Source organism: Paraburkholderia sp. BR10872 (assembly GCF_040965835.1).
In the GTDB taxonomy this organism is placed as follows: Bacteria; Pseudomonadota; Gammaproteobacteria; order Burkholderiales; family Burkholderiaceae; genus Paraburkholderia; species Paraburkholderia nodosa_A.
Genome location: NZ_JBFRCN010000049.1, coordinates 11,402 through 34,219 on the forward strand (window position 1 = coordinate 11,402; position 22,818 = coordinate 34,219).

General features: G+C 65.2%; 19 protein-coding genes. 4 read left to right on the plus strand and 15 right to left on the minus strand.

Annotation, left to right across the window (positions count from 1 at the left end; genetic code table 11):
- Positions 1-21 precede the first annotated feature (21 nt).
- The 9 genes from AB4Y43_RS30265 to AB4Y43_RS30305 all read right to left on the minus strand — a co-directional run bounded on the left by AB4Y43_RS30265 (position 22) and on the right by AB4Y43_RS30305 (position 11,727).
- On the minus strand, positions 22-1,245 hold the full coding sequence (locus AB4Y43_RS30265) for a glycosyltransferase family 4 protein (RefSeq protein WP_368729479.1): 1,224 nt from the start codon (positions 1,243-1,245) through the stop codon (positions 22-24).
- Positions 1,242-2,723, minus strand: a complete 1,482-nt coding sequence (locus tag AB4Y43_RS30270) for an O-antigen ligase family protein (RefSeq protein ID WP_368729480.1) — start codon at positions 2,721-2,723, stop codon at positions 1,242-1,244. Before AB4Y43_RS30270 ends, AB4Y43_RS30265 begins: the two co-directional genes overlap by 4 nt.
- Positions 2,724-2,725: 2 nt before the next feature.
- Complete coding sequence (locus AB4Y43_RS30275) at positions 2,726-3,871, minus strand: glycosyltransferase (protein WP_342947153.1); 1,146 nt, start codon at positions 3,869-3,871, stop codon at positions 2,726-2,728.
- Between the two features lie 34 nt (positions 3,872-3,905).
- Positions 3,906-4,832: a glycosyltransferase family 2 protein gene (locus AB4Y43_RS30280; RefSeq protein ID WP_069266046.1), complete on the minus strand. Its 927-nt coding sequence runs from the start codon at positions 4,830-4,832 to the stop codon at positions 3,906-3,908.
- A 40-nt stretch (positions 4,833-4,872) separates the two neighbouring features.
- Positions 4,873-7,119, minus strand: a complete 2,247-nt coding sequence (locus tag AB4Y43_RS30285) for a polysaccharide biosynthesis tyrosine autokinase (protein ID WP_069266047.1) — start codon at positions 7,117-7,119, stop codon at positions 4,873-4,875.
- A 60-nt stretch (positions 7,120-7,179) separates the two neighbouring features.
- Complete coding sequence (locus AB4Y43_RS30290) at positions 7,180-8,355, minus strand: polysaccharide biosynthesis/export family protein (protein ID WP_133180213.1); 1,176 nt, start codon at positions 8,353-8,355, stop codon at positions 7,180-7,182.
- On the minus strand, positions 8,352-8,801 hold the full coding sequence (locus tag AB4Y43_RS30295) for an exopolysaccharide biosynthesis protein (RefSeq protein ID WP_069266049.1): 450 nt from the start codon (positions 8,799-8,801) through the stop codon (positions 8,352-8,354). The genes AB4Y43_RS30290 and AB4Y43_RS30295 overlap by 4 nt, the downstream gene beginning before the upstream one ends.
- Before the next feature lie 53 nt (positions 8,802-8,854).
- Positions 8,855-10,270, minus strand: coding sequence for a UDP-glucose/GDP-mannose dehydrogenase family protein (locus tag AB4Y43_RS30300; RefSeq protein WP_368661865.1), 1,416 nt, complete (start codon positions 10,268-10,270; stop codon positions 8,855-8,857).
- A 77-nt stretch (positions 10,271-10,347) separates the two neighbouring features.
- Positions 10,348-11,727, minus strand: coding sequence for an undecaprenyl-phosphate glucose phosphotransferase (locus tag AB4Y43_RS30305; RefSeq protein WP_069266051.1), 1,380 nt, complete (start codon positions 11,725-11,727; stop codon positions 10,348-10,350).
- Between the two features lie 497 nt (positions 11,728-12,224).
- Here AB4Y43_RS30305 and AB4Y43_RS30310 point away from each other — a divergent pair, with 497 nt between their 5' ends.
- Positions 12,225-13,745 carry a mannose-1-phosphate guanylyltransferase/mannose-6-phosphate isomerase gene (locus tag AB4Y43_RS30310; protein ID WP_342947150.1) on the plus strand — a complete coding sequence of 507 codons (1,521 nt, stop codon included), beginning with the start codon at positions 12,225-12,227 and terminating at the stop codon, positions 13,743-13,745.
- Positions 13,746-13,804: 59 nt separating this feature from the next.
- On the opposite strand, the gene AB4Y43_RS30315 is transcribed toward AB4Y43_RS30310, so the two are convergent.
- A complete protein-coding gene (locus AB4Y43_RS30315; protein ID WP_342947149.1) occupies positions 13,805-15,031 on the minus strand; it encodes a transposase in 1,227 nt (408 codons plus the stop codon).
- Positions 15,032-15,738: 707 nt separating this feature from the next.
- On the opposite strand from AB4Y43_RS30315, the gene AB4Y43_RS30320 reads away from it, so the two are divergent.
- Positions 15,739-16,170: a DUF2501 domain-containing protein gene (locus AB4Y43_RS30320; RefSeq protein ID WP_368729501.1), complete on the plus strand. Its 432-nt coding sequence runs from the start codon at positions 15,739-15,741 to the stop codon at positions 16,168-16,170.
- A gap of 93 nt (positions 16,171-16,263) precedes the next feature.
- Positions 16,264-16,800: a hypothetical protein gene (locus AB4Y43_RS30325; protein ID WP_256094817.1), complete on the plus strand. Its 537-nt coding sequence runs from the start codon at positions 16,264-16,266 to the stop codon at positions 16,798-16,800.
- A 4-nt stretch (positions 16,801-16,804) separates the two neighbouring features.
- Here the strand turns inward: AB4Y43_RS30325 and AB4Y43_RS30330 are convergent, their stop codons facing one another.
- Entirely contained in the window at positions 16,805-17,407 is a 603-nt protein-coding gene (locus tag AB4Y43_RS30330) for a DUF4337 domain-containing protein (protein ID WP_069266055.1), read from the minus strand.
- 365 nt (positions 17,408-17,772) lie between these two features.
- Between AB4Y43_RS30330 and AB4Y43_RS30335 the strand changes: the two genes are divergently transcribed.
- Positions 17,773-18,984: a helix-turn-helix transcriptional regulator gene (locus tag AB4Y43_RS30335; RefSeq protein ID WP_342947148.1), complete on the plus strand. Its 1,212-nt coding sequence runs from the start codon at positions 17,773-17,775 to the stop codon at positions 18,982-18,984.
- Between the two features lie 96 nt (positions 18,985-19,080).
- On the opposite strand, the gene AB4Y43_RS30340 is transcribed toward AB4Y43_RS30335, so the two are convergent.
- From AB4Y43_RS30340 to livH, 4 genes are read right to left on the minus strand one after another with little or no spacing between them, the layout of a single operon-like run.
- Positions 19,081-19,782, minus strand: coding sequence for an ABC transporter ATP-binding protein (locus AB4Y43_RS30340; protein ID WP_069266058.1), 702 nt, complete (start codon positions 19,780-19,782; stop codon positions 19,081-19,083).
- Entirely contained in the window at positions 19,782-20,552 is a 771-nt protein-coding gene (gene livG / locus AB4Y43_RS30345) for a high-affinity branched-chain amino acid ABC transporter ATP-binding protein LivG (protein WP_069266059.1), read from the minus strand. Before livG ends, AB4Y43_RS30340 begins: the two co-directional genes overlap by 1 nt.
- Positions 20,549-21,820, minus strand: coding sequence for a high-affinity branched-chain amino acid ABC transporter permease LivM (locus AB4Y43_RS30350; RefSeq protein ID WP_342947146.1), 1,272 nt, complete (start codon positions 21,818-21,820; stop codon positions 20,549-20,551). The genes livG and AB4Y43_RS30350 overlap by 4 nt, the downstream gene beginning before the upstream one ends.
- A gap of 7 nt (positions 21,821-21,827) precedes the next feature.
- Positions 21,828-22,754 (minus strand): high-affinity branched-chain amino acid ABC transporter permease LivH, encoded by a 927-nt coding sequence (gene livH / locus AB4Y43_RS30355; protein ID WP_069266061.1) that lies wholly within the window; start codon positions 22,752-22,754, stop codon positions 21,828-21,830.
- Positions 22,755-22,818 lie beyond the last annotated feature (64 nt).

The window sequence follows — 22,818 nt, forward strand, 5'->3', positions numbered from 1 at the left end:
CCTTATTCTGCACGTATGCGGTTATCGGGGGGTCTCTGCGCGCTGGAGCGTTTGACCGCCCGGCAGCGTCGCAGCAGCGAACGCGGGTTCTTCGCGGCGTACGGCCTCGCTCGCGTCGCCGGCCAGTTGCCGGTAGAGCGCGATGTACTGCGCGGCCATGCGCGCCCAGCCGAACTGCGTGGCCAGTTCCGCCGCCGCCTCGCCCATCGCGAGCCGGCGCGGCGTGTCGGTGGCGAGCGTCTTCACGGCGTTGGCGAGCGCGGGCACGTCGTCGGGGTCTTCGAGCACGATGCCGCAATCGGACGTGATGATTTCGGCGCCGCCTGCCGTACGCGCGGTGACGACGGGCAAGCCCGCCGCCATCGCTTCGAGCAGCGAGAGGCTCATTGCTTCGTAGCGCGAAGGAAATACGTAGGTATCGACGGAGCGCATGAGCGTGGGCATTTCGCGCACGAGGCCGAGAAAATGCACCCGCGACTCGATGCCCAGCTCGCGTGCGAGGTCGGGATACGGGCTGCCCGGCAGGTAGCCCGCCACGGCCAGATGCACGTTGTCGGGCATCTGCTTCATGGCGTGCAGCACCGTGCCGAGGTTCTTGCGCGGCGTGCGCAGATCGCCCACGAAGAGCAGCAGGAACGCGTCGGCGGGCAGCGAGAACTTCGCGCGGTCCGCGCTCGCGGCCGAGAAGCCACGCGTATCGACGCCGTTGTAGATCACGTCGAGCCGCTCCACGGGGTTGCCGCCCGATGCGCGAATTTCGTCGGCGACCTTGCGCGAAACAGCCGCGATCACGCGCGAGCGCCGATACGCCCAGCGCTCCAGCACCGCATTGGCGCGCGTGTAGACGAACTGGTAAGCGGACCACACGCCGCGCGTGAGACCGAACGGGTAGTACTGGCTGCGCGCCCAGCCGCCGTGCACGAAGTGCGCGGTGTTGACGTCGGCGTGCGCCCAGGTGATGAAGCCGTTCACATGGAGCACATCGTATGCGCGCCGGTTGCGGCGCAGCCACAGCGCGCTCTTCACCGCGAATACCTGCTGGCGCAGCAGATTGGTGGGCCACGCGCGCGAAGGTTGCACATTCACCCATTTCACCTTGGGGTGGGCAAGCAGCTCGGGCGCGACATGCGAGGCGACCAGCGTCACCTCGAACCCCTCGTCGAGCGCGGCGCGCGCGATTTCATGATTGACGCGGCCCTGGCCGTCATTGTGGCGCACGACATGCGTGACGATTGCGACTCTCAATCGGAGACCTCCGTGGTAGGGGCCCGGCGTTGCAGCTTCGCCCAATGCCCCGCGCTGAGAATGGAAAACACGCTCGAAAAGAGCAGCAGGCCGCCGGTACCCACGAGCGAGTTGGTGAATACGAGCATGGCGAAGATCGATATCGCGAGGCTCAGGCACGCGCACACGTAGCGGTCCTCGGGAAAACGCATCGACACGCGCACCGCGCGCACGAGCAGCCACAGCACGCCCGACATGTAGAGCAGCGTGCCGGGCCAGCCCAGCACGAACGGAATGTTCATCACGCCGCTGTCGAAGCTGCCGTATTGGCCGAGCTGGCCGTTGTTACTGGAAAGCTTGGTCGATGCGCCGGTGGCGCCGAGACCCTCGCCCGTCACGTCGGTGAAGGCCTTCTTCGCGAAGTCGGCATAAAACTGGTTACGCGCCTCGTAGCTCTGGTCGTCCTTCAGGTTCACGAGCGTATTCAGACGCTGCTGCATGCGGTCCGCCACGGGACCGAACGTGAGCAGCGGCACGCACACGCCCGCCAGCACGATCGCGCTGACGATGATGCGAATGCGCACCTTGTTGCTCGACTTCATCAGCTGGATCACCATGGCGATTGCCCAGCCGCCCCACGTGGAGCGCACGAGCGAGAGCGCGAACGAGAAGAAACCGAACGCCGCTGCGATCCAGCGCACCCGATGCTTCGCGGCCATCACGAACACCATCGCGCCCATCATCGCGAACGCGAACGGGCCCGACGAGTTCATCGTGCTGAACACACGCACGCCGAGCGGCACGGGGTCGCCCTGCGAGTTCATGTCCGAGCCGATCATCCACATCGCATCCCATGGCGGCATGATGAAGAACTGCACGAGACCATACGCGCCCATTACGAGCATGCCGTAGATGAAAGTGTTGATGATGGTCTTGCTGCACTCGGGATACTGGCGCGTGAGCACCATGATGTGAAAGCCGATCAGGAACGGATAGATCCAGTTGGCAAGGTCATAGACCGCCGCGGCCGGGCCGCTGCCCACCACGCCCACCACGAACCCATAGCCGATGCCGAGCAGCGCGAGCAGGAGCGGCAGACCGCGCCGCTGCCCGAGGATCGGGTAGTAGCGCAGCAGCGAAATACCGCTGATCATCGTGACGGCGAGCGGCGCGACCTGAATGAGGCTGGTAGGCGTGAAACCGCCCTTGCCGTAGTCGGCGAGGCGCCGCACTTCGGGGCTCAGGAACCACAACCACCACATGAAGCCGATATAGCGCACCGGGTTCACGAAGTAGAGCCAGAATCCCACCGCGATCGACAGCACGGGAAACGCCAGCGTCAGCACGGTGCCCTGGTGCGTGCCGATCAGCAGCACCGTGAATACCCACAAGGCGAGCGGCGGCAGCGTATCGCGGCCGAGCAGGCTGCGCAGGCCGCCGCGGCGGCGGCCCGGCTGGCTCGCCGGCGCGGGTGCGGGGATAGTGGTCGTGACGTCCATGATCACATCCCGCGCGCGGCGACGCCCCGGCCTTGGGGTTCGCTCGCGATCGACTCGCCGTTGCGCGCGTCGCGCTCGTGCAGCATCTCGCGCGTGAGCTGCGCGTGCTGCCGCGCGAAGTGCTCAGTCGTGAGATCGCGCGTGCGCAGCTGCTCGCAGGCCTCGCGCGCCTGGGCGAGCGCCCGCGCCGGGTCGGCCACGAGCGCATTCGCCGCGTCGCGCAGTTGCTCGGCGTTGAACGGCTCGACGTACGAGGCGGCCTTGTCGTCGAAGTAATCTTCGAGCGCACCGACCTTCGTCGCGATCATCGGCTTGCCGAGCGCCGCGGCTTCCAGCATCACCGTGATGCCCGAAGCATGCGTGTTGGGACGCAGCGGCACGACGATGATGTCCGCCCAGTCATACAGCGCGTGCTGTTGCTTGATGCCGGAAACGCGCACGATCTCGACGTTGTCCGCGCGCGCCGATGCCGGCATGCGCCGGCGCGTGGCGATGCGCACCTGGTAGCGCGAATCGTTGCCGAGCGCGCTGACGAGCGTGGTCCAGTCGCGGTCGCGGTCGTTGCCGATCGCGGCCACGCGCACGGGCGTATGCGGCGTCCACTGCGCAGGCGGACGCAGCGGAAAATCGCTGGTATTGAGCCCATAGAGCACGTGACGCGCCTCGCGCCCGAAATACTCGCCGCACAGCGCGGCATTCTCGCTCGCGAGCGTGGTGAGCAGATCGGCACGCTTGAGCAGCCGCTTGTAGATCGCACGGCGCAGCGCGCCGTAGCCGGGCCAACGGTCGAGCAGCCACACGCTTTGTGCGAGCAGCAGCGGGCGCGCGCCGCCCTTCTTCGCGTTCATCAGCAGCACCAGCGCCACGGCCAGATGCTCCTGCTCGGTGTGCGTCCAGATGACGTCGGACTGCAGAATGGCGCGGCGATTGCGCCAGGCGTGAATGAAGTCGAAACCGGCCGCGGCCTTCAGCGCACGCCGCATGAAGCGCATGGGCGTGCTTTCGCTCGCGTCCTGCGCGTAATTGAGGGCGAATTCCGCAGATTCCGCGTGGTGGTAGCCATACAGGCTGCCGATGTTCTCGCCTTTGCGATAGCGGCGCGGATCGGCGCCATAGAAAAGGTGGACGTGGACTTGCGTACTGCTCATTCGGGGTCCTCCCTGTAGTCGTTGGCCGCGCCAGTCAAACGAGCGCGCGGCGCGCCTCTCGTGCGCCGCCGCGCACCGCGCGCCAGCGTGCGAACGCCGCGCCCGCGGAATCGCCGCGCACGGCGCTCAGGCCCGTGTGCACGAGGCCCGGATACACGCGCGTGCCGACGAGCGCGTACCACCACCAGGCGGTTTCGCGGCGCAGCGGCGTGAGATGGCCGAGCAGGATCAGATGCAGGTTGTAGGCGGCGTTGCGGATCGAGGCGAGCGTCTGCGCGTTGCGGGGGTCTTCGCCCGGGCGCGGCGCGGGGTAATGGTCGACGGCCACGAGCGGGTCGTAGACGAGCTTCCAGCCCGCGCGCTTCACGCTCAGGCTGAATGCCATGTCGTTGTGCGTTTGCGCGCCGGTGCCGCGCAGGCGCCGGTCGAAGCGCAGGTCGCCGATCGCCGCGCGTCGATAGCTCATGTTCGCACCCTTGAGCAGGTCGACTTCGCGCGCACCGCCCGCGCCCAGATGATGGTTGCCGATGATGCGGCCCGAGCGCTGCAGCTTGCCCACCAGCGTGCGCTCGCCGTCGATCACGCGGCCGCCTTCATGCACCCAGTCGCGGCCGCCCAGCGCCCCGAGCTTCGGGTCGGCCTCGAAGGCCGCCGCAATGCGCGCGACCCAGTCGGCGCGCGGCGCGGCGTCGTCGTCAGTAATCGCGATCACGTCGCCCGTCGCGGCCTCGATGCCGCGATTGAGCGCCGCCACCTGCCCCGGCTCCTCGACGATGGCCACTTCCACGTTGAGCACGCGGGGCGTGACGTGTTCGGCGAGGCACGCGTGCGTCGCCTCGTCGTCGGCACGCGCCACCACCACGATCTCGTCGGGCGCGCGCTGCTGGCGCAGCAGCGCCGAAAGACAGCGCGACAGATCGTCAGGACGCCGATAGGTCGGCACGAGCACGGTCACTTTCATCGCGAGTTCTCCTTTGCTGTGCTTGATGGGGCCACCTGCGTCATGCGCTGAGATACTCGCGCACGTTCGCGTAGCCATAGCCGTAGTTGCCGCGCGTACGCGCCGGCACGCCGTTGAACACGCCGCCCTGCACGCGCACGCCGGCATTGCGCAGACGCTTGAGCGCGTCGGCGATTTCGCCTTCGGTGTGCATGCCCGAGCGCAGCACGAGGAACGTCGAGCCCGCATGGCCGCCGATGATGGCGGCATCGGTCACGGCGAGCACCGGCGGCGTGTCGATGAGCAGCACGTCGTAGCGGTTCGACAGGCCTTCGAGGTACTGGCCCAGACGCGGCGACATCAGCAGCTCGGAAGGATTGGGCGGACGGCGGCCGCACGACATGAAGTGCAGGTTGTCCACTTCGGTCGCGCGAATCGCCTCGTCCAGCGAAATCTGCCCCGAGAGCAGCTCGGAGAAGCCGTTTTCCTGGGGGCCGCCCAGATGGCGTTCGAGCGCGCCGCGGCGCATGTCGCCGTCGATCATCAGCACGCGCTTGCCCGAATGGGCGAGCAGCACGGCGAGGTTCGCGGTGAGGAAGCTCTTGCCCACGCCCGGCACCGAACCCGTCAGCATGACGACGCGATTGCGCGCGTCCATCACGCTGAACTGCAGCGAGGTGCGCAGGCTACGCAGGCTTTCGACCGTGAGGTCCTTCGGGCGCGAGTTCGCGAGCACTTCACGCAGACGCGTGCCGCCGCGCACCGGGGCCCGCTTTTCGAGCGCCAGCTGCTCCGGCGAAAGCGGCACGAGACCGTACACCGGCAGCTGGAACGAGCGCTCGATCTGGTCCGGATCGACGATGCCCTTGAACATGTTGCGGCGCATGAGCACAAAGCCCGTGCCGAGAATGATGCCGAGCAGCGACGCCGCCGAGATGATCAGCAGCTTCTTGGGCTTCGACGGGTTGCCTGGGCGCAGGGCCGGATCGACGATATGCACGTTGCCGCCCGTGCCCACGCGCTGCACCGAAAGCTCCTGGATGCGGTTGAGCAGCAGCACGTAGATGTCCTCGGCCACCTTCGCGTCACGCTGCAGCTGCACGGCCTTCACTTCGGTTGCCGGCAGGTCGCGGAACTTCGTGTCGTACTTCGCGCGCTCACCCTGCAGTTGCGCGAGCTGCTGGCGCGCCGCGATCAGCACCGGGTGCTGGTCGCCGAAGCGCTGCTGGAGCGAGGCGATCTGCAGTTGCAGCGCCGAAATCTGCTGCTCGTACTGCACGCTGCCGTCGAGATAGATCTTCGCTTCGTCGCTCGCGTTGATCGAGCCCGACTTGCTTTGATAAGCCGTGAGCGCCGCTTCGGCGTTCTCGAGGTCCGACTTCAGGCGCGGCTGTTCGCTGCGCAGGAAGTCGAGCATCTTGCTCGCGTCGGCCTGCTTGGTCGCTACGTGCTCGCGCAGATACGACTGCGCCACCGCGTTGGCGATTGCTGCCGCGTGCTCGGGGTCGTTGTCTTCGAGCGAGATGTCGATCACGCCCGTTTGCTTGCCCTGCTCCTGGACCTGGATCGCGTTCTGGAAACCGCTGATCGCGTCGAGGTCGTTCAGGCGCACGACCTTGAAGCGGGTGCCAGGACGCGCAACGAGCTTGTTCACGAGCAGCTTGACGCCGCCGCCCTGCTCGACCTGGCCGACGGCGCCTTCGAGCAGGCGCGCGCCGTCCGGGGTCGAAACCACGTAGCGGTCGTTGTCGAGCGCGGTGAGCGTGAGCTTCTTGCCTTCGAGCTCGGGCGTAACCTCGATCGAGTCGATGTTGATGACTTCGCCGCCCCACGCGAAATTGCTGAGCCAGTTGCTCAACCCGAACCACGGACGCGCCGGCGTGCCCGGCGTCGCGAGACGCGCGGACAGGCTGCCGATCAGCGGCAGCATGACCGGCGTGACGGTGGTGTTCAGCTTGAACTGCTTCACCACCGGCTCGACGACGCTGCGGCTCTTGATCATCTGGATCTCGGCGTCGGTGGGCAGACTGCCCGTCGACGATCCGGAGCTGATGTTCGCGCCGGTTTGCGTTTGCGTGAGGGCCTGCGACGTGTAGTCGGAAGGCTCCACGCGAACCTGGGTGTCGGCCGTATAGACCGGCTTGGCGATGAAGCAGTAGAACACGGCCATGGCGATCACCGCCGCCGCGATCGCGATGAGCCAGCCGATGTCGTCGATGATGACGCGCAGCAACTGGCCGAGGACGACGTCCTCTTCCTCGGTGCGGGCCGCCGGGGCCGCCTGGCTATTGGCTTGTATGGTCACGATTCAATCCCGTTGTTTAGGTGTTGCTCCTGGGTCCTCTTTCGAAGCTTTTCGATCACGTGCTTACTTCGCGATCTGCTTCAGATAGAAGACGGTCTGGATGGTCGGCAGCACCTGCTGCAACACACGGTTGAAGGTCGTCGAAGCGGCCGTGCCCACGTACACCACATCCAGCGGCTTGAGCTGGAACTGCGACGAAAGCATGATCGCGTCGGGCTTGGTCATGTCGAGACGATAGATCTCTGGCTGCGTTGGGTTGTCCTTCATGCCGCGCATCACGAAGATCTGGCGCGGGTTCGCGTCGGTATCGAGAATGCCGCCCGCCTGGGTGAGCGCGTCGGCGATCGTGAGGTCGCCGCGAATCAGGTTCGTCTGCAGCGGCGTCTTCACTTCGCCCATCACGAAAATTCTGCTATCCGAACGATCCGGAATATTGATGACGTCGCCGTCCTGCAGCAGCACGTTCTGAGTCGAATCGCCGCCGTCGAGCATGCGGTTCGCATCGAGGATGTACAGCTTGCCGTTGCGCGTGAGGCGCACGCGGTTGATGTCGGCGTTGTCGGTCGTGCCACCCGAGCGCGTGATGGCGTCCACCAGCGTGAGCGGCACGTCGCTCATCGAGAGCGGGCCCGGCGTCTTCACGTCGCCCGTGATCTGAACCTTCTGGCTGCGGTACGCGAGCACGCGCACGTCCACCTGCGGGTTCTTCACATAGGGGCCGAGGCCGGACGCGAGCTGGTCGCGGATCTGGCCGGGCGTCTTGCCCGCGGCCATGATGCGGCCCACGAACGGGAAGAAGATCGTGCCGTCCTTGGCCACGGTCTGTCCGTACGGGTCGGCCTGGCCCGGCAGCGCGTTGGTATACGGCTGCGTGAGCGCCTGACCCACCGTCTGCGTCGTGTTGCCGCCCGTGGAGAACGTCGAGCCCTGCGGCGTCGACAGCTCGGGGTGATCGAACACGGTCACGCCAAGAATGTCCTGCGGCGCGATGTGATACGTGTAGTCGGCAGCGCTCGAGAACTTCGAGGGCGGCAGCGGCGCCTTCGGCTGGGCTGCGGCCGCCTGCGCCTGCTGCAGCACGACTTGCTGCGTGATGAGCGTCACGTTGAATTGCTGCTGCGGCTGGTTGTTCGGCTGTTCCTTCAGGCTCGACGTGTCGAGATAATTGCCGGGCGCCGTCGCGCACGCGGAAACGAAGACGCTCAACGCGACCACCGCCGTCAGTTTCAGTTTTGTCATTGGCATATTCGGCTCAACCATCCCTTAACCATACGATCCATCAATTCAAGACTCTGGCGATACGCGGACTCATGGAGTCCATGCGGATCGCTGACATCAGAGTTTTCCCAATTACCGAGCGCGTACACCTTGCCGCGCGCGGTGGGTTCAATGCGCTCGACCGCGGCGACCTGGCGGCGCTCGGTGACGAGCACGAGGTCTGCGGAGCGCACGAGGCGGCTGGTGAGGCGGCGCGACTGGTGCCCGCCGACCTTCACGCCGCGCTCGGCAAGGAGCCACTGCATCACGGGGTCCATGTCGTCGCCATCGCGCGCACGCAGGCCCGCCGATTGAAACGAATCCGGCCGTGAGCCTGTCTGTTCGCTCAGACGCTCGCGAAAGAGCTGTTCCGCCGCCGGCGAGCGGCAGACGTTGGCGTGGCAGACGATGAGCACGTTCTTGATCATGATCGCGTGACTCCCTTCCTTTACATGGCGCTAAGCACGAAGCCCGGCACCGCTCAGGCCACTGCCTGCGTTGCGGCGATTTCGGCGCGCGCGCGGCTTGCCTGCGTCGCGCTCGCACGGCCCACGGCGTGGTACTCGATGCCGAGTTCCTGCAGCGCGGACGGCTCGTAGAGATTGCGGCCGTCGAACACGATCGGCATCTTCAGCTGCGACTTCAGCGTTTCGAAATCGGGCGCCTTGAACACCTTCCATTCGGTGGCGACCACCACGGCATCCGCTTCGCTCGCGGCTTCCATCGCGTCGTTCACGAACGACAGCCGCGCCTGATGTTCCGGCGCGTGCGCGAGATCGAGCGCGAGTACGCGCTGCGCCTCGGCGGTCGCAACCGGGTCGTAAGCCTTGACCGTGGCGCCGCGCGCGAGCAGTTCGGCGATGAGCGTGCGGCTCGGCGCCTCGCGCATGTCGTCGGTGTTCGGCTTGAACGCGAGCCCCCAGACGCCGAACGTGCGGCCGGTGAGGTCGGAGCCGAAGCGCGTAACGATCTTCTGGGCGAGCACCTGCTTCTGCGCTTCATTGACGGACTCCACGGCACGCAGGATCTGCAGCGGCTCGCCGAAATCCTCGGCAGTGCGCATGAGCGCCTTCACATCTTTCGGGAAGCACGAGCCGCCATAACCGCAGCCCGCATAGAGAAAGTCGTAGCCGATGCGCGGGTCCGAGCCCACGCCGCGGCGTACGGCCTCGATATCGGCGCCGACGCGGTCGGCGAGATTCGCGAGTTCGTTCATGAACGAAATGCGCGTGGCGAGCATGGCGTTGGCCGCGTACTTGGTGAATTCGGCCGAATGCACGTCCATGTACAGCGTGCGCTCGTGATTGCGGTTGAACGGCGCATACAGGCGCTTCATGACCTCTTTCGCGCGCTCGCCCGGCACGTCGTCGTTGCAGCCGAGCACGATGCGGTCGGGCCGCGCGAAGTCCTCGACTGCCGCGCCTTCCTTGAGGAACTCCGGGTTCGAGACCACCGAGAACATGTGGCTCTCGCCGCGCTTGCGCAGTTCGGAGGCGATCGCGTCGTGCACGAGCGCAGCCGTGCCCACCGGCACCGTGGACTTGTCCACTACCACCTTGAAACCGGTCATGTGGCGACCGATGTTGCGCGCGGCCGCCAGCACGTATTGCAGGTCGGCGGAGCCGTCTTCGTCGGGCGGCGTGCCGACGGCGATGAACTGCACGTCGCCGTGCGCAACCGCCGCTTCCACGTCGGTCGAGAACTTCAGCCGGCGCGCGCGCACATTGCGCTCGATGATTTCCTTCAGGCCCGGCTCGTGGATCGGCACGATGCCCTGATTGAGCAGGTCGATCTTGCGTTCGTCGACGTCGAGGCAAAACACGTCGTTGCCAATGTCGGCAAGACAGGCGCCCGTCACGAGACCCACATAACCGCTGCCAATGATCGTCAGATTCATGCCCACCTCAAAAGTGATTGATTCTTCATGTCACGCGAAACGTTGCGCACATTTGCATCGCGCGCACTCGCTTCGCCTCAATATGCGTTCTGGCCTGCGAAGCCCTTCCACATGGTCATCGCCACGATGCGCAGGTCGAGCGCGAAGCTCCAGTGCTGCATGTAGTGCAGATCGAAGCGCACGCGGTCGCGCATCTTTTCCACGCGATCGGTTTCGCCGCGAAAGCCGTTGACCTGCGCCCAGCCCGTGATGCCCGGCTTGATGCGATAGCGCGCCATGTAGCCGCGCACGAGGTCCTTGTAGATGTCGTCGTGGGCCAGCGCGTGCGGGCGCGGCCCCACCACCGACATCTCGCCCTTGAGCACGTTGATGAACTGCGGCAGCTCGTCGAGGCTCGTGCGGCGCAGGAACGCACCCACGCGCGTCACACGCGGATCGTTGCGGCGCGCCTGGGTGATCTGCCCCGCGACTTCCGCATGGACCTTCATCGAGCGGAACTTGTAGATTTCGAACTCGTTGCCATCCAGCCCCTTGCGGCGCTGCTTGAAGAACACCGGGCCCTTCGACGTGAGCTTCACGGCAAGCGCAATCACGGCCAGCAGCGGCGCGAGCGCGACCAGCACGCCGCCCGCGAACACGATGTCGAACACGCGCTTGGGCAGTACGCGCAGATCCGTGACCGGCGAGGCCGCGAGATTGATGGCCGGCACGCCGAGCAGATCGACCACGGGCTGGCTGAAGAACGACAGGCTGCGCACGTCCGGAATGAAGCGAATGTTCACGAAGTCGTTGCGCAAGGCCGTGACGATGCGATGGATCGTGCGCTCCTTGGTGATCGGCAAGGCGAGCCACAGCTCGCGCACTTCGTTCTTGCGCACGAATTCGAGCATCGCCTGCAGGTTGCGCTCCACGGGCACGCCGTCGATTGCGGCGGCGCCATCGGCGTCGCTGTCCTCGTCGAACACGAGCGCCGGGTGAAAGCCCGCTTCCGGGTGAAAGCGCATGTGTTCGATCAGGAAGCGGCCGTAGCGCGGACCGCCCACCACCGCCACGGCCTTCTGGTTGTAGCCCTCGCGGCGAATGCCACGCAGCACCATGTGCACGAGCGCCTTCGAGAGGATCAGGAGCGCTACCGAGGCGACGACCCAGTACGCGAGCCACAGGCGCGAGAGCGAATCGGCGCGGTGCAGGCTGAAGCTCAGCAGGATGCCCGTGCCCTCCACGGCGAGCCAGGCGGCGCACACGCGGGCAAAGAGGGCGTAGAGCGACTTGCCGCGCCACGACTTGTAGATGCCGAATGCCGGGAACATCCAGATCGCGAGCACGCAGTTGAACGCGAGCGCCACGCTCTCCGCGTCGGTGAGCGGCACGAGCTGGCCACGGTGCAAGGCGGCCGCGAGCAGCGCTCCAGCGGCGATGGCGGCAACGTCGAAAATTCTGGCTAGAACGCTGAGCATGTCCGGCACCTCGGGTTTAAAAAATGAATCGCGGCCACGCACTGCAAATCATGGCCGGTCGCTTCAAAAGTTTCTGGGACTGCGTCGCCACAAAAAACGTCTGGCGTCGCGAATTCTGATCCGAATAAACCCTAATAAGGCGCGATAAAAATTCTGGCCGCAAGCCTTAAAAGTATCTCCAATTGTTTCGGTCCTTGCGGGCCATTTTTTCGCGGCTTTTGTCGGCAAAGATTACCGAAACACACGCCTGCATTGGTTCACAACCCGGTCATTCCGGCAGATTTTTCCTGCCATGACGCCTGAATTTGGGTTCCGACAAGAAATTGCGGCGACCTGCACCGGAATTTTTATTGAATTTTTTATATGAATTCCGTTGTGACGGAAGCATGATTTAAATTTAATTCGAATATTTTCCGTTTTCTTCTTTACGACTCGATTTATGACGATTTTAAGCATGCTACAAATCGCATCACCGATACCTTTTACAGGAGAGCGAGATGACGGATACGGGTTCCGCTACGGCATCGGCAAAAGCGTCCCAGACGCGTGCCGAAACGCGCAGTGCATTGCAGGTGTGCCCTGTGGTGCTAGCGGGCGGCGCGGGCTCGCGGTTGTGGCCATTGTCGCGCGAGCAATATCCGAAGCAGATGATCAACCTCGTTGGCGAGCAGTCGCTGCTGGCCAACACCGCGGGCCGCCTCGATGCGCTCGCCGAGCGCGTGACGCTCGCAGAGGAATTGCTGATCGTCTGCAATGAAGAACATCGATTCACCACCGCCGACCAGGTTCGCGCGGCGGGCAAGCAGGCGCGTCTGATTCTCGAGCCCGTGGGCCGCGATACGGCGCCCGCGCTCACGATCGCCGCGATGTCGGTGGCGGCAAAGCACGAAGACGGCATTCTCGTGGTGATGCCGGCCGACCATGCGCTTGCCGACCTCGAAGCGTTCCAGAACGCCGTGGCCGAAGGCGTGCGTCATGCCGCGAATGGCCAGATCGTGACGATGGGCATCGTGCCCACGCATCCCGAAGTGGGCTATGGCTACATTCACGTGGGCGAGCCGCTCGCGAATGGCGAACCCAACGGTGCGCGGCGTCTGAACGGTTTCGTCGAAAAGCCCTATTTCGAGCTGGCGCAGCAGTACGTCGCTTCGCAGCGCTACTGGTGGAACAGCGGCATTTTCATCGTGCGCGCATCGACCTGGCTCAAGGCGATTCGCCATTTCCATCCGGCCATCTACGCCGCATGCGCGGAATCGATCGAGAACGGCAAGGCCGACGGCGACTTCTTCCGCGTGGATAGCGAAGCGTTCGCACGTTCGCCTTCGAACTCGATCGACTACGCCGTGATGGAACCGCTCTCCGGCGACCCGACGGTCGCTAGCGGCGTGGTCGTGCCGCTGACGGCAGGCTGGACCGACCTCGGTTCATGGGACACCGTCTGGCAGGTTTCGCCGAAGGACGACGAAGGCAACGTCGCGCACGGCCGCGTGATGTTCGAAGGCGCCAGCGATACCTTCGCGCATTCTGACGGCCGGCTCGTGGCCTGCCTCGGCACGAAGGACCTCGTGGTCGTGGAGACCCCGGACGCCCTGCTCGTCGCCGACCGCTCGCGCGCCCAGGACGTCAAGAAGATCGTGCAGCGCCTGAAGCAGGAACGCCGCACCGAAGCCGTGGCGCACCGCCTCGTGCATCGCCCGTGGGGTCACTACGACAGCGTGGACAGCGGCGAGCGCTTCCAGGTCAAGCGGATCGTGGTCGAACCGGGCGCACGTCTCTCGCTGCAGATGCATCACCATCGCGCCGAGCATTGGGTCGTCGTCCGCGGCACCGCGCTCGTCACGCGTGGGGAAGAACGCTTCATCGTTTCGGAGAACGAGTCAGCGTACATCCCGCTTGGCGTGTCGCATCGACTGGAAAATCCGGGCAAGATGCCGCTCGAGATCATCGAGGTGCAGTCGGGCTCGTATCTCGGCGAAGACGATATCGTGCGTCTCGACGATCAGTACGGCAGGCAGTGAAGAAAGCAGTAGCGGCCATGCAGGAAGGCCGCGCGCATCACGCGCGCGGCCTGGCAAGATCAACGCGAGAGCGTGCGGTAGCGCGTTCCGGTCGTGCCATCGGTGCGTCGTTCGGCGGTGCCGGACGACGTCGTATTGGCTTCGCTGCCCGTGAGCAGTGCGCCCGTGGCGGTGTAACGCTGTACCGGCGCTTGCAGCGGCGCGAGCCGCACACTGCCCGGCACGGCCGGAGGCAACGCGCGCGCGGCGGCGGCATTGGACGGATCGCCGCGCGTCACGCCTGGCGCCTGGATGGGCGCGTGCGGTGCGACGTCGGGCAGCGCCGTTTGCGAAGCGCTCGGTGCAGCGCCCTTCGACGCGGCATGTTTGGCCGGATGCGAACCCGGCCACGAAACGCCGGACGCGGACTCAGCGATGCCTTCGCGATCGAGCCATTCACGCGCCCAGTCGAAGGCGAAATTCCTGGCGGATTCGCGATCCTGGAACGGCGGCCCGATCAGGCCCGAGCGCTCGATGCGCTTGCCATCCTTGAGAATTTCCACGGCCCCGCGGAACATGCGGTTGCGCACGGGCTGCACGGTGAGGCTCATCGTATAGCCGCGCCATTCCGCGACCTGCACCACGCCGCCCGCCGGATGCGCGCTGCGATGCGACGCGTCGCGCGGCATCGCGCGAGTCGCAACCGGCTTGCTCACGCGGGAAGGCGAGAACGGTGCGAACGGCGCATCGTTCTGCGAACGCGTCGCACTCGCAACAGTCGTTGCACTCGTTGCGGCCGACACGACAGGCGCGTCGATCGAAACGGGCAATGCCGCTTCGCCGCCCGCGAGCTGACGCATCATGCTTTCCATGGGATCGGCAAGCGGCGCGTCGGCGAGCGCAGCGGGCGCCTGCCAGGCTTCGGGGCTCTTCCAGAACACGGCCGGCTGGCCATCGTCCTCGGCGACTTCCTCGACTGCGACTGCAACGGGTTGCGCATCGGCCTGCGCCGGCTGCGGCACATAAACGAACTTGCGGCCGCGCTGCGAGAGCAGCTCGACCAGCTCGATCAGGGTGCCGCTACTGTGCCATTCCTCGAAACGACGACGGCAGGTAGGCCCGGACGGATAACGCGCGGGCAGACGCGACCACGACTCACCGGTGGTGAGAATCCACAGGACGGCATTGGCCACCACGCGCGGCTCGGCACGAGGGCGGCCGCGCCGGTTGAGCCTGATTGGAGGTTCATCTGACACGAGCGAAGACACCTGCATCCACTCGTCGTCGCTCAGTTCTTCGAAATTCATGCTGTTCTCCACGCAGCCGGACCGGGGCTGCAGTGACGGAGCACTGGCCTGCGGATCTTGTTGCCCGCGTTGGCTAGCTCGGTTGCACCATATGCTTGTATGACGTGTTCATTTGCGTCGCGATGCGCACTCTGGCAGTGCGTTCTTTCACTGTATTGACGCAATACACGTGGTCTCACTCGTGCAAGGGAGAATTGTGCAGGAAGCATACCACCTGAAACCAGCCGATGAGGAGGGCCGTAATAAGTGTTACGGTTCGAAACAATCTCACCCTTGAATAGCCGGAAAGATCGCCGAAAAAGGCCTGAAACGCAGTGTTTTACAGCGCAGATACACTTGTAACAGGTTCAATCGTTGCGTAGCTGGCACACGATCCCCGCCCTACGCAATTCCGAACGCATGCATACCACTTAAGACACATCCGCCTCGACGAACGCCAGGTTTGCTCCTGCAGCGCTATCGTTGTGCCCGCAACAAATGACATGGCGATGAAAACATCAGATGCATCATGAAACGTTCACGGCGAGTCCCGGCGGTCGCACCTCGCAGCGGTTGCACCGCCGCCAACCGAACGCTCGTGCGGCGTCACGTAGCGAAGCCGGCTATACGAATCCGTCTATAGTAAGGGCGCACTGAACCACCACGGAGATTCGTGTATGCAAACGTCTGTTCCGGGCGTCGCCACGCCGCGCATCACCTCGGCGTTGATGGCCGCCATGACCCTGGCGCTGCTCGCCCCCTGGGGCGCCGCACAGGCGCAGCTCGGCAACCTGCTCAACCAGGGCGGCAGCAACAGCGGTTCGGCACAGGGCGCGCTCGGCAATCTGGGCGGCCTCGGCAACTCGCTTTCGGCGCCCTCGCTCACCTCGAACAGTCTCGGCAATGTCACCGGCGTGCTGCAGTACTGCATCAAGAACAATTACCTGAACGCCGGCGCCGCGAGCAACGTGAAGGATTCGCTGCTCGGCAAGCTGCCCGGCGGCGCGAACACGACGGATAGCGGCTATACGCAGGGCACGAGCGGCATCCTCACGGCCGGCAACGGACAGAAGCTCGACCTCACGGGCGGCGGCCTCAAGGAGGAGGCCACGAAGCAGGTCTGCGACAAGATCCTGAGCCAGGCGAAGTCAATGCTCTAGCCGCCCCCATCCAGCATGAAGATGTGCGCGGGCGCACGGCCCGCGCAATTTATGTGCCGTAAGCTTTGAACACGAACGAAGTCCGGCTGTCGAATGGAGTCATCCGGTCTTCTCTCGGCATTGCTGCTCGTAGCTATGACCAAGCACTACACTCCCGTGATATTCGCGCTCCCGGCCGCCACGCTGCGGAGCGCGCTGAGCGGCCTTGCCGCTTTTGCCGCCCTGCTGGTCCCGGTGGCCGCGCACGCGCAAGCCACGCAATCCGCCACACACGACCAGCAGTTCGACTGCAAGTCCGATCCTCACACATTCATTTCGTCGCTGATTGACGAAAAATCCATCGAGCCCGAGCCGAGCCGCGTCGAAGCGAATTCGGTCAACGCGTTCAGCCCGGTGCGCGGCAGCCGCCTGAGCGCGTTCGGCTTCCCCATTTACGTGGTGCTCGGCTACGACCGCGACGACACGCTCTTCAAGCGCGGCGCCGGCAAGGAAATCACCTCGCCGCTCTACGGTGTGGTCGTGTCCGCGCCTGCGGAGAAGGTGCGCTCACGGGTGCGCGAAACCAACAGCGACGCCACCGTGCAATCGGTCGTGCCGCTGCTGCTCACGGCGATCGTGTGCGGCGGGTGAGCGCTCAGCCGCCGAAGAACGCCAACGCGCCCAGCCCCACCCCGACGATCGCGACGCCCACCGACGTATTGAGCAGCCAGCGCCGCCGCGTAAGCAGCGTAATCGCCGTGAGCGCGATCGAGATCTGGATGAGCGTCGTGGCCTGCGCCCAGCGATGATGGCCATGCAGCACATGCTCGCTGAGCGCATCGTCCTGCTCGACGATTTTTTCGAGTGCCTCCGCCTTGGCGCGGATCGGCTCCTTTTGCTGGCGATAACGGTCGGCGTCGGCGGCAAAGCGCTTCTGCGCAGCGTCCGAATTCGGCGCTAGCGCGGAGAGTTGCGCGCCCAGTTCCGCGAGGTTCTGCTTCTCGCCCTTCGCCTGATAGTAGGCCCATTGATTCGCGGCTTCGGTCTTGCGGATCGCCGCTTCGTTCTTGTAGTAGAGCGCCTGGTTCTCGCTGTTGCCGCTCTGGTAGGCAAAGATCGCTCCAATCGAAGCGAGGATGGCCGTCATCACCGCCATGCGGCCCGGGAACGGATCGCCTTCGCCGTGGCCGCCATGGCCCGCCGCGGCGTGTTCGACCGCGTGGTCGTGCGGTCCATGCACTTCGTACTCTTCAGACATCCAAAGACTCTCCGCTTTCTCTGACTTTCACTGACGCGCACCGCCTTTTCCCCGTGCGGCGCGCCTGTTTGGACGCTCAATTATCGTGAGCGCGGCGCGCTTGTCCAGTACCCGCAATGCATCGGATGTAACGAAACCCGAAATCTCTTCTGACGAAAGCGAATCGTAGGTTTGATCGTCTATTCATTCAGAATAGGTACCCCGGGATGTTGCAGTGCATCCCCTCCCGCCCGCCGTTTGCAAACGTGGATTCAAGCCCTGAGCGCCCCCTTGCGTCGTTGCAGTGCCACATGGCCCTGTATGCAGCCTCGTGCGGCCTGCCCTGAGGCCTTCTGCCGTCGATAATTTCCAGCCTGGAGACCATCATGGGGCCCATCACGGCCGCACACGCCGCGGCTATCGATACTGTGGCACACAGCGCGCGCGCGCGGTACGGCGAGCCCGATGATACCGGCGGCCTGATCGACGCGATCTACGATGCCGGCTTTGACGCGCAACGCTGGCCGGATGTGTGTGCGCGCATCGCGCAACGCATCGGCGCGCAACACGTCAATCTCACCATGCTGCCGCCCGAAAGCACGTTCTCGCTCGCCGAGTGGGACGGCATCGACGCTTCGTTTGCCCAATCGTACGCGCAGCACTACGGCGGCTTCGATCCGCTCGTGCCGCAGGTGCGCCGCTGGGCCGCCGGCACGCTCGTCACCGACACGATGATCCACTCGCAGGGGAGTCTGCAACGCAGCGCCTTCGTGCAGGAGTGGGTGCGCCCGCAGCGCTTCTACACGGTGGCCTTCGCCAACGTGCTGCGTGAAGGCGATATGGCCGCCGTGCTCGGCGCGCTGCGCCATGAAACGCGCTTCTATAGCGAAGACGAACTGGACGCGCTGCGCACGCTGCTGCCACATCTGCGCAATGCCTTGCGCGTGCAGCGGCACACGGCGCGCACCCTCGCCTCGCGCGATCAAAGCGCGAATGCCCCCGCGGACGCACTCGACGCGCTCGCGCATGGCGTGCTGATCGTCGACGCCGATGCGCACATCGTGTTCGCGAATCGCGCCGCCACGGCGCAGCTCGCGCGCGCAAACGGGCTGCGCACCGAACACGCCGTGCTCAGCGCCGCCACGGCAGCCGCCACCCAGCAGTTGCGCTCGCTGATTGCGCGAGCCGCGGGGCGCGACGTGCGCGGGCGCAGCGGCGGCGCGATGCTGATCGCCCGCCAGCCGCCCGACGAACCGCTGCAGGCGCTCATTTCGCCGCTAGGCGAGCACCGTCACGCCGACTATTTCGCCCACGGCTCGCGCGCCGGCACGGCCATGCTCATCGTGATCGATCCGCAATCGTCGCGGCGCGGCGTGGAAACGCGTCTTATCGCGCTGTTTGGACTCACGCCCGCGGAAGCGCGCGTGGCCTGCGAGGTCGGCAAGGGCCTCAACCCTAAGGACGTGGCCGAAGTGCTGCAGGTGCTGCCCTCGACGGTGCGCACGCATCTGCATCACGTGTTCGCGAAAACCACCACGCGCCGCCAGGCCGAGCTGATGCGTTTGATCGCGCAGCTTGCGATTGCACGCGGCGATTGATTCGACATTTCGTCGACGCTAAAAGAAGCGGCCCGCGCATCCCGCGTTCGATGAACGCGGATGGCGCGGGCCGCAGTGCGGTCTTGTCCGCGACGATCAACCGCCCAGGTAGGCCCGCTTGATGTTGTCGTTGGCGAGCAGATTGTCGGCGCTATCGGCGAGCACGACGCGTCCGGTTTCCAGCACATAGCCGCGATCGGCCACGTGCAGCGCCTTGTTCGCATTCTGCTCGACGAGGAACACCGTCACGCCCTCTTCGCGAATCGTGCGGATGATGTCGAAGATCTGCGCGATCACGAGCGGCGCGAGGCCGAGCGTGGGCTCGTCGAGCAGCAGCAAACGCGGCTTGCTCATGAGCGCGCGGCCAATGGCGAGCATCTGCTGCTCGCCGCCCGACATCGTGCCCGCGCGCTGCTTCGCACGCTGGTTCAGGCGCGGGAACAGCTTGAACACGTGCTCGATGCCCGCATCGATCTCGTGCTGCGAGGCGAAGAAGCCGCCCATCTGCAGATTGTCGAGCACCGTGAGGCTCGGGAAGACGCGGCGGCCTTCCGGCGAAATCGCCATGCCCTTGCGCATGATCTCGTGCGTGGGCATGCGCGTGATGTCCTCGCCTTCGAACGTCACTTTCCCCGCGGATGCGCGCGGCGTGCCGCACACGGTCATCATGAGCGTGGTCTTGCCGGCGCCGTTGCTGCCGATCAGCGTGACGATCTCGCCCTTGTTCACTTCGATCGACACGCCCGCCAGCGCTTGCACCGCGCCGTAGTGGGTATGGACCTTTTCCAACTTCAGCATCAGTCCTCTCCGAGATAGGCCTTGATCACGCGCGGGTCGTTGCGCACTTCGTCGGGTTTGCCGATCATGATCGGCTTGCCGTGCTCCATCACCAGGATGCGGTCCGACACGCCCATCACGAGGCTCATGTCGTGCTCGATCAGGAGTACGGAGATTCCGAACTCGTTGCGCAGGCCGTCCACCATCTGCTGAAGCTCGACCTTTTCCTGCGGGTTCAAGCCTGCCGCGGGTTCGTCGAGCATCAGAAGACGCGGATCGGTGATCATGCAGCGCGCGATTTCGAGCCGGCGCTGATGGCCGTACGACAGCGTGCCCGCTTCGCGATTCGCGACCTGCTTCAGGCCCACGCGCTCGAGCCAGTACGCAGCATGCTCGAGCGCGGCGCGTTCGGCGCGGCGATAGGCGGGCGTCGCGAACAGGCCGCTCAGCATGTTGCGGTTGACCTTCAGGTGCTGGGCGACCATGAGGTTTTCCAGCACCGTCAACTGTTTGAAGAGGCGAATGTTCTGGAACGTGCGCACGAGGCCGCGGCGCGCGACCTGGTGGCTCGGCTGGCCAGTGATGGCGTGACCTTCGAGCACGATGTCGCCCGCGGTGGGCTTGTAGAAGCCGCCCACGCAGTTGAACACCGTGGTCTTGCCCGCGCCGTTCGGCCCGATGATCGCGAAGACTTCGTCCGGACGCACGTCGAAGTCGATGCCGTCCACGGCCAGCAGACCGCCGAAGCGCATCTGCAAGCCGGCTACTTTCAACAACGCTTGTGCACTCATTGCGGCAACTCCACGTGCGGACGGCTCGCGGGCAACAGGCCCTGCGGACGCCACATCATCATCAGCACCATCACCAGACCGAAGATCAGCATGCGGTATTCGGCAAAGCCGCGCGCCACTTCGGGCAGCACCGTGAGCAGGATCGCGGCGAGCACCACGCCCAGCTGCGAGCCCATGCCGCCCAGCACCACCACGGCGAGAATCAGCGCCGACTCGATGAAGGTGAACGACTCGGGCGTGACGAGCCCCTGGCGCGCCGCGAAGAACGCACCGGCGAGACCCGCGAACGACGCGCCCAGCGTGAACGCCGAGAGCTTGATGCGCGTGGGGTTCAGGCCCAGCGAGCGGCACGCGATCTCGTCTTCGCGCAGCGCTTCCCAGGCGCGGCCCATGGGCATTCGCAGCAGGCGGCTCGTGACGAACAGCGTGAACGCCACCAGAACGAGCGCCAGCAGGTACAGGAAGATCACCATGTGCTCGCCGCTGTACTCGATGCCGATCAACTCGTTGAACGTCTTCGCGCCTTCCACGCTCGCGTGGCGGGCCATTTCGAAGCCGAACACGGTGGGCTTGGGAATGCTGGAGATGCCGTCCGGGCCGCCCGTGATGCTCGTGAGATTGTTGAGCAAGAGGCGGATGATCTCGCCGAAGCCGAGCGTGACGATGGCGAGATAGTCGCCGCGCAGGCGCAGCACCGGGAAGCCGAGCACGAAGCCGAAGGTGGCCGCGGCAAGCGCGGCGAGCGGCAGGCATTCCCAGAACGTGAAGCCGAAGTACTGGTTGAGCAGCGCATACGTGTAGCCGCCCACTGCGTAGAAGCCCACGTAGCCGAGGTCGAGCAGACCCGCGAAGCCCACCACGATATTGAGGCCGAGGCCGAGAATCACGTAGATGAGCGCGAGCGTCGCCACATCGATCGCGCCGCGCGAACCGAGAAACGGGAACACCGCGCCGAACGCGAGCAGCACCCAGATCGCCACGCGCTGCTGACGCGCGCCGAGCGCGGGGGCCCGGGGCAAGCGCACGTGACTCGTGGCGCGCACGAACATCGGCTTGACGAGCTGGAACACGAACACCACGGCGGCCGCGATCCACACCGGGCGCCAGTGCTGCTGCAGCACGACCTGATAGCCATCCAGCGTGAGTTGCAGGCCCAGGATGGGGGCCGTGAGGATGATGGTCGCCACGGCGGCGGCGAGCGCGCCTTTCACCGTTTGCGACGAGGACGGGCCAACTGCTGCCACGCGAACCGAAACAGTCTGACTCATTTCGACCTCACACCTTTTCGACGTCCGGCTTGCCGAGCAGGCCGGTGGGACGGAAGAGCAGCACGAGCACGAGCAGGCCGAAGGCCACGACGTCCTTGTACTCCGCAGGCATGTAGCCCGACGCGAAGGTTTCGGCGAGACCGAGCAGCACGCCGCCGAGCATCGCGCCCGGAATGCTGCCGATGCCGCCCAGCACCGCGGCCGTGAACGCCTTGATGCCCGCGATGAAGCCGATATACGGATTGAGCTTGCCGATCGTTAGACCAATCAGCACGCCGCCCACCGCCGCGAGCATGGCGCCGAGCACGAAGGTGAACGAGATCACGCGGTTCGTGTCGATGCCGAGCAGGTTCGCCATCTTCATGTCTTCCGCGCAGGCGCGGCACGCGCGGCCCATGCGCGAGCGCGAGATGAAGAGCGTGAGCGCGATCATCAGCACGAGCGTCACGCCGACGATCAGCATGCGCGAGTACGGAACCGTCACTTCGAAGTTGCCGCCCATGTTGAAGTCGAGCGCGCCGGAAATGAGCATCGGCACGGACACGTCGCGCGCGCCCTGCCCGATCTGCACGTAGTTCTGCAGGAAGATCGACATGCCGATGGCGGAGATGAGCGGCACTAGGCGCGGCCCGCCGCGCAGCGGCCGGTACGCCACGCGCTCGACCGCGAATCCGTAGAGCCCGGTGACCACCACCGAGACGATGAGCGCCGCGCCCAGCACGAGCGGCAGCGGATAACCCGCCGAGGTGCCGATGGCCGTGAGCGTGACGAGGCCCACATAGGCGCCGATCATGTAAATCTCGCCGTGAGCGAAGTTGATCATGCCGATGATGCCGTAGACCATCGTGTAGCCGATGGCGATCAGCGCATAGATCGCACCCAGCGTGAGCCCGTTGACGAGCTGCTGGGTGAACTGAGGAAGAAAATCATTCATGCGTAAGCCCCGCGGCCGTGAAGCCGATGAGAGACCTGTGGAGAGACCTTTGGAACCGTACCAA

Bases quoted from the DNA above. Each gene is read 5' to 3' on its own strand.
- AB4Y43_RS30270 (WP_368729480.1), bottom strand. From the start codon at position 2,723: ATGGACGTCACGACCACTATCCCCGCACCCGCGCCGGCGAGCCAGCCG.
- AB4Y43_RS30275 (WP_342947153.1), bottom strand. From the start codon at position 3,871: ATGAGCAGTACGCAAGTCCACGTCCACCTTTTCTATGGCGCCGATCCG.
- AB4Y43_RS30280 (WP_069266046.1), bottom strand. From the start codon at position 4,832: ATGAAAGTGACCGTGCTCGTGCCGACCTATCGGCGTCCTGACGATCTG.
- AB4Y43_RS30290 (WP_133180213.1), bottom strand. From the start codon at position 8,355: ATGACAAAACTGAAACTGACGGCGGTGGTCGCGTTGAGCGTCTTCGTT.
- AB4Y43_RS30295 (WP_069266049.1), bottom strand. From the start codon at position 8,801: ATGATCAAGAACGTGCTCATCGTCTGCCACGCCAACGTCTGCCGCTCG.
- AB4Y43_RS30300 (WP_368661865.1), bottom strand. From the start codon at position 10,270: ATGAATCTGACGATCATTGGCAGCGGTTATGTGGGTCTCGTGACGGGC.
- AB4Y43_RS30305 (WP_069266051.1), bottom strand. From the start codon at position 11,727: ATGCTCAGCGTTCTAGCCAGAATTTTCGACGTTGCCGCCATCGCCGCT.
- AB4Y43_RS30310 (WP_342947150.1), top strand. From the start codon at position 12,225: ATGACGGATACGGGTTCCGCTACGGCATCGGCAAAAGCGTCCCAGACG.
- AB4Y43_RS30315 (WP_342947149.1), bottom strand. From the start codon at position 15,031: ATGAATTTCGAAGAACTGAGCGACGACGAGTGGATGCAGGTGTCTTCG.
- AB4Y43_RS30320 (WP_368729501.1), top strand. From the start codon at position 15,739: ATGGCCGCCATGACCCTGGCGCTGCTCGCCCCCTGGGGCGCCGCACAG.
- AB4Y43_RS30325 (WP_256094817.1), top strand. From the start codon at position 16,264: ATGGAGTCATCCGGTCTTCTCTCGGCATTGCTGCTCGTAGCTATGACC.
- AB4Y43_RS30330 (WP_069266055.1), bottom strand. From the start codon at position 17,407: ATGTCTGAAGAGTACGAAGTGCATGGACCGCACGACCACGCGGTCGAA.
- AB4Y43_RS30335 (WP_342947148.1), top strand. From the start codon at position 17,773: ATGGGGCCCATCACGGCCGCACACGCCGCGGCTATCGATACTGTGGCA.
- AB4Y43_RS30340 (WP_069266058.1), bottom strand. From the start codon at position 19,782: ATGCTGAAGTTGGAAAAGGTCCATACCCACTACGGCGCGGTGCAAGCG.
- livG (WP_069266059.1), bottom strand. From the start codon at position 20,552: ATGAGTGCACAAGCGTTGTTGAAAGTAGCCGGCTTGCAGATGCGCTTC.
- AB4Y43_RS30350 (WP_342947146.1), bottom strand. From the start codon at position 21,820: ATGAGTCAGACTGTTTCGGTTCGCGTGGCAGCAGTTGGCCCGTCCTCG.
- livH (WP_069266061.1), bottom strand. From the start codon at position 22,754: ATGAATGATTTTCTTCCTCAGTTCACCCAGCAGCTCGTCAACGGGCTC.